The organism is Candidatus Methylacidiphilales bacterium (genome assembly GCA_030054035.1).
Lineage (GTDB): Bacteria > Pseudomonadota > Gammaproteobacteria > JASGCS01 > JASGCS01 > JASGCS01.
Map to the genome: position 1 here is coordinate 131,705 of JASGCS010000003.1, position 12,104 is coordinate 143,808.

At 39.0% G+C, this 12,104-nt stretch carries 14 protein-coding genes; 5 read left to right on the forward strand and 9 right to left on the reverse strand.

Annotated features, from left to right (window positions below; all coding sequences use genetic code 11):
* Positions 1–1,182, reverse strand: coding sequence for a DEAD/DEAH box helicase (locus tag QM538_03745; protein ID MDI9347595.1), 1,182 nt, complete (start codon positions 1,180–1,182; stop codon positions 1–3).
* Positions 1,183–1,333: 151 nt separating this feature from the next.
* Here QM538_03745 and QM538_03750 point away from each other — a divergent pair, with 151 nt between their 5' ends.
* Positions 1,334–2,293, forward strand: a complete 960-nt coding sequence (locus QM538_03750) for an MBL fold metallo-hydrolase (GenBank protein ID MDI9347596.1) — start codon at positions 1,334–1,336, stop codon at positions 2,291–2,293.
* Between the two features lie 15 nt (positions 2,294–2,308).
* On the opposite strand, the gene QM538_03755 is transcribed toward QM538_03750, so the two are convergent.
* From QM538_03755 to rpsU, 5 genes are read right to left on the reverse strand one after another with little or no spacing between them, the layout of a single operon-like run.
* Entirely contained in the window at positions 2,309–3,514 is a 1,206-nt protein-coding gene (locus QM538_03755; GenBank protein ID MDI9347597.1) for an MFS transporter, read from the reverse strand.
* On the reverse strand, positions 3,504–4,526 hold the full coding sequence (gene hemE, locus QM538_03760) for a uroporphyrinogen decarboxylase (protein ID MDI9347598.1): 1,023 nt from the start codon (positions 4,524–4,526) through the stop codon (positions 3,504–3,506). The genes QM538_03755 and hemE overlap by 11 nt, the downstream gene beginning before the upstream one ends.
* Positions 4,516–5,943, reverse strand: a complete 1,428-nt coding sequence (locus QM538_03765; protein ID MDI9347599.1) for an FAD-dependent oxidoreductase — start codon at positions 5,941–5,943, stop codon at positions 4,516–4,518. Before QM538_03765 ends, hemE begins: the two co-directional genes overlap by 11 nt.
* A gap of 15 nt (positions 5,944–5,958) precedes the next feature.
* Positions 5,959–6,408 carry a GatB/YqeY domain-containing protein gene (locus tag QM538_03770; protein MDI9347600.1) on the reverse strand — a complete coding sequence of 150 codons (450 nt, stop codon included), beginning with the start codon at positions 6,406–6,408 and terminating at the stop codon, positions 5,959–5,961.
* Positions 6,409–6,425: 17 nt separating this feature from the next.
* On the reverse strand, positions 6,426–6,635 hold the full coding sequence (rpsU, locus tag QM538_03775) for a 30S ribosomal protein S21 (protein MDI9347601.1): 210 nt from the start codon (positions 6,633–6,635) through the stop codon (positions 6,426–6,428).
* Positions 6,636–6,675: 40 nt separating this feature from the next.
* Between rpsU and tsaD the strand changes: the two genes are divergently transcribed.
* Together tsaD and QM538_03785 are read left to right on the forward strand one after the other, a co-directional pair.
* The gene (gene tsaD, locus QM538_03780; GenBank protein MDI9347602.1) at positions 6,676–7,767 is read left to right on the forward strand and encodes a tRNA (adenosine(37)-N6)-threonylcarbamoyltransferase complex transferase subunit TsaD; all 1,092 of its coding nucleotides are present in this window, start codon (positions 6,676–6,678) and stop codon (positions 7,765–7,767) included.
* Positions 7,745–8,461: a hypothetical protein gene (locus tag QM538_03785; protein MDI9347603.1), complete on the forward strand. Its 717-nt coding sequence runs from the start codon at positions 7,745–7,747 to the stop codon at positions 8,459–8,461. Before tsaD ends, QM538_03785 begins: the two co-directional genes overlap by 23 nt.
* Here the strand turns inward: QM538_03785 and QM538_03790 are convergent, their stop codons facing one another.
* Positions 8,462–8,956 carry a hypothetical protein gene (locus tag QM538_03790; protein ID MDI9347604.1) on the reverse strand — a complete coding sequence of 165 codons (495 nt, stop codon included), beginning with the start codon at positions 8,954–8,956 and terminating at the stop codon, positions 8,462–8,464.
* A gap of 87 nt (positions 8,957–9,043) precedes the next feature.
* On the opposite strand from QM538_03790, the gene QM538_03795 reads away from it, so the two are divergent.
* Complete coding sequence (locus QM538_03795; protein MDI9347605.1) at positions 9,044–9,823, forward strand: glycerophosphodiester phosphodiesterase family protein; 780 nt, start codon at positions 9,044–9,046, stop codon at positions 9,821–9,823.
* Here QM538_03795 and trxB read toward each other — a convergent pair.
* Positions 9,818–10,750, reverse strand: a complete 933-nt coding sequence (gene trxB, locus QM538_03800) for a thioredoxin-disulfide reductase (GenBank protein MDI9347606.1) — start codon at positions 10,748–10,750, stop codon at positions 9,818–9,820. The genes QM538_03795 and trxB overlap by 6 nt on opposite strands.
* Before the next feature lie 28 nt (positions 10,751–10,778).
* Between trxB and QM538_03805 the strand changes: the two genes are divergently transcribed.
* Positions 10,779–11,402, forward strand: a complete 624-nt coding sequence (locus QM538_03805; GenBank protein MDI9347607.1) for a hypothetical protein — start codon at positions 10,779–10,781, stop codon at positions 11,400–11,402.
* Here QM538_03805 and QM538_03810 read toward each other — a convergent pair.
* Positions 11,399–12,103 carry a hypothetical protein gene (locus tag QM538_03810; GenBank protein MDI9347608.1) on the reverse strand — a complete coding sequence of 235 codons (705 nt, stop codon included), beginning with the start codon at positions 12,101–12,103 and terminating at the stop codon, positions 11,399–11,401. The two genes, QM538_03805 and QM538_03810, sit on opposite strands and share 4 nt — an antisense overlap.
* Between the last annotated feature and the right edge of the window lies 1 nt (position 12,104).

The window sequence follows — 12,104 nt, forward strand, 5'->3', positions numbered from 1 at the left end:
TTACGGTGCAAAAGTAATAGCAATACCGGTATTACCTGCTCTACCGGTTCTTCCGATGCGGTGAGTGTAATCATCATAGTTAGCTGGCAAATCAAAATTAATTACATGACTTACTTGCGGAATATCTAATCCACGAGACGCGATATCAGTGGCAATAAGTATCTGTACTTTATTTTCTCTAAATAGCAGTAGAGATTTTTGCCTTGCGGCCTGGGTTTTGTCGCCATGAATTGAAGTTGCCTTAAATCCTCTCTGGATCAGATCTTTTTCTAGTTTTGACACCCCATGTTTAGTGCGGACAAAGATAATAACTTTATTACATTCTTCTTTGGTTAACAAATTATGTAAGAGTTCCATTTTTGATTGTTTGCCTACTTCTATGATTGATTGTTCTATAGTGCCAGTAACATTCTTTTGAAGGTCTATGGTAACTGGGTCATGTTGGAAGCTATGAATAATATTCTTAATTTCTGTAGGCATTGATGCTGAGAAAAGTAAGACTTGTTTTTGTTGTGCCATGTGCTTACAAATATATTTGATATCTGCGATAAATCCCATATCTAACATGCGATCTGCTTCATCAAGAACAATATTATTAAAACCTTTTAATTGAAGATGCCCTTGCTTAATAATATCAATAAGTCTTCCAGGTGTTCCGATTACGATACATGGATTCTTTTTTAAGTCTTGTATTTGTGTTCTCATACTAGCTCCACCAATAATATTAGCAAATCGTAATCCAACATTCAATGAAAAAGCCATGGTGTCTTTTAATATCTGTATCGCCAACTCTCTGGTGGGCACGACAATGAGAACGAACTGTGTGCGATCGTGGAGGATTTTGTTGATCAGTGGAAGTAAAAATGCTGCAGTTTTGCCAGTTCCAGTATTGGCTAGACCAATGAGATCCTTACCACTTTGCACATGGGGAATAGCTAAATCTTGTATTTCAGTTGGTTTTTTAAAGCCAAGTAAGGATAAATTGTGAAGAATGTCTTTATGTAAATTAAAATCAGAGAAATTGTTAGCAATAACAACAGGAGTTTTTGGCTTGCTTTCCTGATGGCTAAATTTATCCTTAAGATTTTTGACATTAATAGAGGATCCCTTAAAAGGGCTTGAGTTCCTTTGGAATGGTTTTTTTGACCTACTAGAAAACGGCCTATTTTTTTTATTAAACATTGAGCTAATTGCTCAGCAAGAGATTATTGATGCGAATTAAATATTCAGATTTTTGTGCTTTTACTGTTGCAAGTGCGCATAGTATAACTTATTTTGTTCAAAAAAGTACGGCATATCAAATAATATTTTATTAATTGATATAATGGATTCTATGCCTTATAGATACAAAAATAGATATTTGGTAAGCTCAGGAAGTGGGGTGTCAAAAAAAGAAGTTCGCAAGTGGATGTGGAATAAGCTACTAACTAAACGAACTCACATCCCTCGCAAACTAATTATCGGTCAAAAACCTGATTTAGAATTAATTCAAAGCCAATCTGACCAGTCCAGGATAACATGGGTCGGGCATGCAACATTTCTACTTCAGCACGCTAAATGTAATATATTAACTGACCCACATTTTTCCAAACGAGCTTCACCTGTCTCATGGCTGGGGCCTAAAAGACATCAGCCACCAGGCATTGATTTGAAGTCGTTACCAGTTATAGATCTAGTCTTACTGTCTCACAACCATTATGATCACTTGGACTACCTTACCGTGCAATACCTTGTTAAGCATCACAACCCATTGTTTATTGTGCCAGTAGGAGTAGAGCAATGGTTTTATAAAAAAACAAACTCAAAAAAAATCATATCACTTAGCTGGGGAGAGTCTACCAAGTTTGAAGATTTAGTCATTAATTTTCTCCCAGTGCAACATTGGAGTGCACGGTCTTTTTACGACACCTGTGATACGCTTTGGGGTAGCTTTATGTTACAAGGTAAAAATAATTTCACTTTTTGGTTTTCAGGAGATCTTGGTTTTTCACAGGATATAGTAGATATCGCTAAACTATTTCCACATATCTCAATTGCCACAATTCCTATTGGAGCATATCAACCCCAGTTTATAATGAAGCAATCTCATCTTAATCCAGCAGAGGCAGTGCGCGTTTTTAATATTTTAAAACCGAAGTTAGCCATTGCACACCACTGGGGTACCTTTGAAAGACTCACTGACGAGCCTTTAGATGAGCCACCTATATTGCTTAAACAAGAACTCGCCAAGCAATCAATTGATCAAAATGAATTTATTGTTATGAAGCATGGGCAAACTGTTGTTACCAGTTAGCTGTGTCAGTTACAATTATTTTTGTAACGAACGCATATATAAAAATGCGATCACCGCAGAGATAGAACCAAACATAAATAAAAAAATATATCCAAAATGAGAAATAAAAAATCCGCCCACTAGTGGCGCGATACCTGAGATTAGCGCTGAAATTGACCCAAGTATACCTAACGCTACTCCTTGATCATCCTTGTTGGAGAGTTTTGAAAGGAGGGCATTTAGATTTGAATTGACAAGAGCGATGGGGATAACAATTGCAGGTATAAATAAGTATTGAGCATGAAGGGTTGGCATATGTGGAAAAAATATCAGCGAAAGACAAAAGGCCAACAAAGAGATACAAATTAATGTATATTCGCTAGTTATTTTTGTTACAATTCTAAGCAAAAAACCTTGCGTTAGTATCATGGCTACCCCGACAGTGGTAAAGTAAATTCCTAATTCTTTTTGGTTGAGATTGAACTTATCTGTTAGAAAAAATGTGGAAAAAGTTGATATAAATATAAATGGAATGAAAAAAAAGAAAGAACATAAATAAACAGGACGAAGCGTTTTATTGATTACTGCCTTTTTTATTGAAGTGATTCCTGGGAATAAAGAACTATTATTTCTATCTTTTGGATGGAGGTTTGTTTCAGGTAGCATTGTTTGCACCCAATAAAGATTAAGCAACCCAAAACCACCGGCAAAAAAGAATGGTACCGACGAAGACCCTGTAATTGAAACTAGTAAACTACACAGTGCAGGGCCTAAAACAAAACCCGCGCCAAACGCCATTCCAATAATTCCAAAATTACTTGTTCGGTTTTTAAAAGTGGTTGAGTCTGCAATCACCGCTCCTGCAACAGAAAAATTAGCACTGGATATACCTGCAATTGCTCGGGAAAATATTGCCAAAGTAAATGAATGTATTAATATTGAAATTGCAAATAAGGTATTGGCTATGATGAGTACGGCTATACATCCAAGTAATACTGGCTTTCTTCCAACCTTATCCGAGAATTCACCGAGGATGGGGGCAAAGATAAATTGCATGATTCCAAAAAGTCCCGTAGTTGCTCCAGCGATAAAGTACCACCAAGATGGATTGATTGAATGTAAGAGAAATTCAGAGGATTTAGGATCGGTGAATAATGAGGGTAGAATTGGCACTATCATTCCAATGCTGATAGTATCAAGAAGTAAAGTTACAAAAATAATCAGTAACGGCTTATGTTTCAAATTGATGCACGAGATCGATGAGGTGCGCGACCAGTTCAGGTTTAGCGCTTGGTGTTATTCCTTGACCTAAATTAAAAATATGCAATTCTGGGTTGGTGATTGATTGCAATACTTGTTTAGTTGCTTGGGTTAGTTCTTCTGCCGAGTTGTTTAAGTGGCTGGGATTGAGATTGCCTTGCAGGATTATGGTTGGGTTGCTTTGCCTGAGTTGAATTATATCTATAGGGCTATCTACTGCTAGTGCGGTGATATGAGGAATATTGGCGATCTGCTCTAGAACTTGCATGTTGAGATGTCTGGTGTAGAAAATTACAGGAACTTCTGGTGCGTGATTGTGTAGGTACTGTATGATCTCTGTTATGTAAGGTATGGCATAGGTGTTGTAAAGCTCGGGTGTTGATAAATGATTGCCCCATGAATCAAAGATTTGTAGTATTGAGACACCATGATTGGCTTGGAGTAGTAAATATTGTTTAATTGATGCGCTTAACATGCGCATGAGTTGGTGAAATTGCTGGGGGTGATTATTGATCCAGTGTTCTGGGGACTCTTGCAACATATATCTGGCTAACGTTATCGGAGTTGCTGAAAAGCCAATCAGGGGAACTCTTGATTGGAGCAATTCTAGAGTACATTCAATCCCATCGCTTAGGTACTTGAAATCTTGCTCGGGATCAGGAACTGAAAGCTTATCAATATCGTTAGTGGTAACAATTGGTCTTTTGAATGATGGACCAATTCCATCTTCAAATTTTAATCCTAGCCCCATGGCATCTGGTATGGTTAAGATGTCTGAGAAAATAATAGCGGCATCTAAATCAAATCGCTTGATAGGTTGTAAGGTAATCTCTGCGACAAGTTCTGGGTTTTTTATCATGGCAATAAAACTTCCAGCTTTTTCTCTAATCGCCCTGTATTCAGGCAAATACCGACCCGCTTGACGCATGATCCAAATTGGCATCCTTGGTGAAGATTGATGATTGAGGACCTTGAGTATGCAGTTATTGCGCATGTAGGTATTTAACTATGGAATGCGCAGCTTCTCTTCCATCATACACGGCAGTGACCACTAGGTCTGCACCTCGTACCATATCGCCACCTGAAAATATTTTCTGGTTGGAAGTTTGATAGGGAAGTTTGTTTTTAGTCAGCACTTTATGAGTGTTCTTGTCAAAGGCTATTCCCATTTCTTCAAACCAAGGGTGAGGTTCTGGCTTATATCCAAAAGCAATCAGTACCTTGGAGGCGGGGATTGACGAAAGCTTTTCATGATTGACGATATACTCAGCTCTACTGTTGAGACCTATTGATTGCTGTAAGGTAGTCTCAGCTACGGTGACTTGTTTAACCTCACTTCGTTCATTAGAAATTATTGCTGTGGGTTGGCTGTTGTAGATTATTTTAATACCTTCTTCTTTTGCATTAGCCACTTCTCGCGCAGAGCCTGGCATGTTTTTTTCGTCTCGGCGATACACGCAAGTAACCGTTTTTGCTTTAAGTCTAATTGCAGTTCGCACACAGTCCATGGCGGTGTCTCCACCACCTAACACTACTACTCTTTCATTGATAGAAGTGGTAAGAACTTCTTTTTCTAGTTTTGTCAAAGTTTTTTTCTGTATTTTTTTGGTGCTGGCGGTGAGAAAGGGGAGGGCGAGGACAACATTTGCTGAGTCAAGACCTGTGATATTGCCTGTGATTGGTTGATAGGCACCAGTGCCGATAAATACTGCATCAAAGTCTTTTAAAATTTGTGCAAATGAAATATCTTTTCCAATCGTGGTGTTGCATTGAAAAGTGATCCCCTGTTTTTCAAAAATTTGTTTTCGTGTCGCGAGTACTTGCTTGTCGAGTTTGAAGTTTGGAATGCCATACAACATCAGCCCTCCGATATCATCATAGCGATCAAATACCACGGCTTCAACTCCATTGCGAGATAAAACATCGGCGCAGGCTAATCCTGCAGGCCCTGCTCCTACTATCGCAACTCGGAAATTGGTTTTTACTACATTGCTGAGGTCTGGTGTCCAGCCCATCGCAAAGGCAGTATCAACAATATATTTTTCAATTGAACCAATCGTTACCGCGCCAAAGTCATCGTTAATAGTGCATGCTCCCTCACAAAGTCTATCTTGTGGGCAGATTCTGCCACAAATCTCTGGAAGGCTGTTGGTTTGATGACATAGTTCTGCGGCTTCAATAATCTTACCTTGCTGGACAAGTTTTAGCCAATTTGGAATGTAATTATGTACCGGGCATTTCCATTCACAATAAGGATTGCCGCAGTCTAAACACCGGTGAGACTGTTCTTTTGAAGAGTCTTCTTTGAATTGACTGTAGATCTCATTAAAATGGATAATTCGTTCATTCGGGGCGAGTTTTTTAGGATCCTGTCGCTCTACCAATAAAAAGTCTAATAATCTATCTGCCATACCAGCAAATTACTCTTAAGGTAATTTCTCTTTGATTATTTGAGAGGCTTTGGCGAGGTCAAACCTACCTTCAATTTGTGGCTTAACCATAGCCATGACTTTACCCATATCCCGTACTGAGGATGCCTGGCTAGTCGCAATCGCTTGAATGACGAGCTGAACAACCTCTGCTTCAAGCAATGGTTCAGGTAAATAGGTTTGTAAGATATCCATCTCTGTTTGTTCTTTTGTGACTAGATCTGTTCTTCCAGCCTTGTTAAATAGCTCAATACTTTCTTTGCGTTGTTTGATCTGTTTAGTAATTATTGAGGTAATCACGGAGTCTTTAGCAGGCTCCCGAGTATCAACTTCAAATTGTTTAATTGCAGATAACAACAGACGAAGGGTATCAACGACCTCCTTACGCTTTTGTTTAATCGCGTTATTACAGTCGGTTTGAATTTGAATTTTAAGTCGGAGCTCCATGTTAGAAGCAACCCCTATTACTCAAATTGAAAATACTCAGGAATCCGAGGCTTTCGCTGACTTCGTTTGATCGCAGCTAATTTCTTTCTTTTGCGTTCTGTGGTGGGCTTTTCGTAATACTTGCGTTTCTTTAATTCATTAACAATTCCCACTTTTTCACACAACCTTTTAAAACGCCTTAAAGCGTACTCAAATGATTCAGTTTCTTTTATTTTTATTATTGGCATAAAATAGCTATTCAGTTATTATACGATATTTTACCGATACATGTTAACCCTTGGAATTGAGACTTCTTGCGATGAGACCGCGGTGGCGCTTTATTGCGATAAGAAAATGGGGATCGTACGGGAAGTACTTCGAACGCAAATAGATATCCATTCGGTACATGGTGGAGTGGTGCCAGAGTTGGCGAGTCGCGAACATCAAACGTATTTACCGGCCTTACTTGGCGAACTCTTCAAACAAGAGTCAATTTCTCTTCAAGATATTTCGTTAATTGCCTGTACCCAAGGCCCTGGCTTGCTTGGGTCATTATTGGTGGGATTTACTTATGCTCGAACATTGGCCTGTTTTGCGGATAAACCTTTTATTGGTATAAATCATTTAGAAGCGCATGTAACTACATGCCAGTTAGAACATAAAAAAATAATCTACCCTCATTTATGTTTGCTCGTTTCAGGTGGGCACACTCAACTTATCGCAGTGACTGGACCAGGTTGTTACTATTGTTTGGGTGAAACGAGAGATGACGCATGTGGGGAGGCGTTTGATAAAGGCGCAACATTACTTGGGTTGCCATATCCAGGTGGTCCCTCACTGGCAAAATTAGCTGATGAGTTCCCTGAAGATGAAGTAATCATTAAAAATCAATTACTTTTTAAAGTACCTTTTTTTTCTAAGGGTAAACATAGCGCAAGGCGTCATTTTGATTTTAGTTTCAGCGGTCTTAAAACCCAATTGCGAGTTTATTTAGAAAAAAATCCAGCGACTTCCATGAGTGAAAATGAAAAAAGAAAAATCGCGTATCATTATCAAGAAGCTATCGTACAAAGTTTGACTGATACGATAGTGAGAGCCTTAGAGCAATGGAGAGTCTCTCAGGTGGTCATTGCTGGTGGAGTAAGCGCCAATAAAAGATTGCGCCTCGTTCTGCTTGATAAGTTAACTTCATTAGGCGTCTCTATGTTGGTAAGCTCAAGCAACCTTTGTACCGATAATGCAAAAATGATTGCACACCTCGGTTATGTACGGAGGAAACAGGCAATTATACCGGGTAGCTCATCCGGCGCTCCCCTGCGCGATCCTTATGTGCAACCCTTAGCTAAATGGAGGTTAGATGAATTATCCCCAATTACCTGACGACGACCCTCTGCTTTTAGAGATAATAAATCACGCGACTAAGCAATGGGTTGAATTAAGGCCTACCATTACTCGTCTGGCTTTGTACGGAAGCTATATTGAAATTTTCGCACAAGAAATCCAAAAAAATTTACCAACTTGTGCTGTGTCGCTCTATCCAGAAATTCCCATCCAAACTCTCCTCGATGAAATTCCAAACCTCACTGATATTGACACTATGGAAGGGGTTTGTTTCTTTTTGCCATTCAGAGGAGAAGGAGTTGATAGAGGAGAAGAGGCTGATGCAAATCTACTCTCGGTTATAACATCAAAATTGCCAGCCGATGCTTTGGTGCAGGTAGTGGCATTAGGCAATCGAAGTTTTCAAGTCGGTGATATTGAATTTATTTCTTCAACAACAATTGATTCGGGTACTTTAGTTCAGCGCATGTATAAAGCTAATTGCGCAGAACCAGTGGTATCCAGTATCACCCAACCTGTGGTTTACCGTACCCCTCTAGCGTTAATGAAAGATATTAATTCATTAGGCATTTCCATTCCGAGATGGAGAGATTTATCTGAAGTGTTATATGATGCGTCAGCGTTTAGTCAAAAGCACCAAAATGAAATAACTACGGCAGTCGAAATTTTATTTGCCACTGCTTGGAAGACAGTAGCTACTAATACTTCTTACTCAACCATTTCTTGGAAGTAATCAAGATAGATTAAACTTGTATAATGATGATTTTGTTTGGATAAGTTTTAATTTATGATTAATTTTAAAAACTCTAATAACGGTACTTGACTTAAAAAGCCTACTGTTTTCTTGCAATAGTAAAATAGGTTGCCCGTAACAAATATCATCAAGCAACTTGCCTGAGATTACATCGCCAGTGCTAGCTTCCGAATAGAATGCGTTGTCTGAAACCGTTACTTTTACAATGGAAATTTGATTTCCACTAGAAAGGATGGCGTCAAGAGGGTTCCCCTTAAATGTTAAACGGTATATTGAGTTTTCTGTAGTCAAAAAAATACCCGACTCATTTTTAACATAATGTTTTAGCCGAGAAGTGCTATGATTTCCAACTTTAATCGGTGCCCCTGATTTCAAATCACCCTGCAATTCCCCTTTTAAAATGATGGATCCAAACTCCTGGATTAAACAAACATGAGTCCCAGAATTAGGTGAAGTTAGCTGTGTTTCATTCATGTTACAATTATATACCATCAAAATGACAGGTATATACGATAAAAACCATCAATTACACTTAAAAACCAACCAAAATAAGAAAAATCTATGCCTAAATTCCCCATTGCCCCACTTCCCGCGCCATTAATCGCACATCGTGGTTATTCGAGTAAAGCACCCGAAAACACATATGCAAGTTTTGAATTAGCATATCAATCTGGAGTGCGTTGGTTGGAGACTGATGTGCAGATCATCAGTGATAATACATTTGTACTTTTTCATGACGAACACTTAGATCGCTGCACTGATATGTCTGGAATGGTGAGTAATTTAACTCATGCTAAATTGCCATTAATAGATGCTGGAAGTTGGTTTTCACAAGAGTACGCTGGAGAGCAAATACCGGTATTAGAAGATTTTTTAAACTTTGTCTTAACACGAAACCTATATGTTAATTTAGAGTTAAAATTAGAAAATTCAAATGCTGACCCAGTTCATTATGCAAAACATTTTGTAAAAATATTACAGTCCAATGCTGAGATACTACCTAGGGTTCTACTAAGTAGTTTTGATTATCAGTTATTAGTGGCGGTAAGATCCCGACTACCTGAAGTTCCAATTGCATATCTTGCCGAAGAGCATGCTCCTGATGCATTTGATAAAATAAATAATATTCAAGCCTCAAGTTATCACATCGCGTTTCAAGCACTCTCCAAACAATTAGTTTCAGATTGCCTGAGTCGTGATATAGCGCTCAGAGTCTATACGGTTAATTCAATCAAGCTCTTAGCTTCACTTCTAAAATTTATTGAACCAATGCGAATTAGTGGATTCTTTACTGATGATCCTTTGATTTTTATCACAGATCCGAGTGAGCAAGATTTATGATTGAAAAAATTTTACCGCGTCTAGCGCAGCCATACACCCACTTCCCGCACTGGTGATGGCCTGTCTATAGATATGATCTGTAACATCGCCCGCAGCAAAAACACCATCAACACTTGTTTGGGTTAGTGCTTGATGGTTATGACCGACAGAGATATAGCCATTATCCATGTCTAATTGACCCTGAAAAAGGGCAGTGTTGGGAGTGTGGCCAATCGCAATAAACAATCCATCTATAGCTAGGTTTTTACTGGTGGTTGAATTGGTGCTTTGTAACTCAACACCAGTTACAAAATCTTGACCAGTAATTTCTTTTACTGCGTAGTTCCAGCATGGAACTATGGTGCCTTGCTGGAAACAGTTTTGAATTCTTTGTTGCAGTACCGCTTCGGCTCTTAAGGAGTCTCTTCTGTGAATAAGGTAAACCAACTTTGCAATTTTAGAGAGATAGAGTGCCTCTTCAACTGCTACGTTACCTCCTCCAACCACTGCTACCACTTTATTGCGATAGAAGAATCCATCGCAAGTCGCACAAGCGCTCACCCCTTTGCCAAGATATTTTTGTTCAGAAGGTAAGCCCAGATATTTTGCACTTGCGCCAGTTGCAATGATTAATGCCTCACATTGATATTCCATCTCGCCACTATGTAAAACAAAAGGTCTCTGTAATAGATTTACTTTAGTGATATGTTCTTGAATAATCTCCACACCCATTCTTGAGGCGTGCTCTTGTAACGATGCCATAAGTTCTGGGCCTAATAGACCTTCTTTACCACCTGGCCAATTTTCTACATCAGTAGTGGTCATGAGCTGGCCGCCAGGGTTTGAACCTTGGATCAAGAGGGGTTTGAGATTTGCCCGAGCAGCGTAAATTCCAGCCGTGTAACCCGAGGGGCCTGAGCCTATTATAATAAGTTGCGAATGTCTCATCTACCTATTTTACTTAATTTATTTTTAAATGATTGAATTGATCCTAACCACGACGGCTTTTTTGCAGCGACAATATGGTCTAAACAAAAACGATATCTTAACCGAGCAGGAACTTCAGGTCTATAATCAAAGACCTGTTTCATCTTTAGCTAGAGTTGGCTTGCGAGTTGCGCTGGGTAAAAGAATTGGCGTCCCACCAGCTGAGGTACAATTAACTACGCTAAACGCTAAACCTTGTGAAGCTAAACAGCAAATTTATTTTTCCCAAAGTCATAGTCGCTCACTCATTGCCTATGCGCTGAGTAAAGAATATGATTTGGGAGTAGATATTGAATACTCTGATCGAGAAATTCCATCACAGCAAAATTCCATTCGTAATAGATTTACATTGAATCATAGAAATCCATTTCTTCAGGAATGGACCTGTTTGGAAGCTAAAGCGAAATTGCAAGGAGTATCAGTTTTTGCGTTAGCAAAGTTACAATCAGCAAAAGACGTTAGCATGGTAAGTTTTTGTTATGAACTTCCTGCAACTTTTACTTGGCACCATGTTGATTTTCAATCCGCTAAACGCGCCACGAAGGATACCGCGAGGGATAGCACTAGTAATGGGCTGTGGTTAGCTCTAGCGTATCAAGCAAAGAAAAATTAGCTGCTTAAAAAAGCAACCATAGATTCTGCAAAATGTTGTGAGTCCACTTCTTTCTGTAAGGTTGCTTCAAATAATTTTGCACTTTCTTCACTGAGAGTTTTCCCTCTGTCTCTATTGATGAGGACTTGAATATACGCTTTGGTCATTTCAGGATGAGCTTGGGTCGTGAATGCATGGCCTGGGTAATGGAGGATGGCGTGTTTACAAAACTCACTAGTACCAATTATTTGACAATCGGGAGGGGTGACGGTGACTTGATCATTGTGATAAACAGGGATTTTAAGCGTTGGTTGCCTATAATTAAAAAAAGTCGGTTGATTAATAATTGAATATTCATGAATGCCTATTCCCCAACCAACACTAGGTGTAACAATACCTCCGAGTGCTTGAGCGATGACCTGATGGCCAAAACAAATTCCCAGCAATTTAACTTTTTGAACATAGCTTTTTCTAACCAAATCTTTTACGACATGTACCCAGTAATAGTCATCTAATGCACAATGTCTGGAACCAGTAATAATCCAAGCATCGCAAGCGGTGTGAGACTCAGGGAAAATGTTATTCACGACTCGGAAAGTCTCAAAGGTGGCCTTTGGCATAAGGCCTGATAATAGTCTCTCAAACATAATAGGGTAATCCCCATATTGATCGATGACTTTTTGATCTGAACTTCTTCCAGTTTCTAAAACACCAATGCGCATG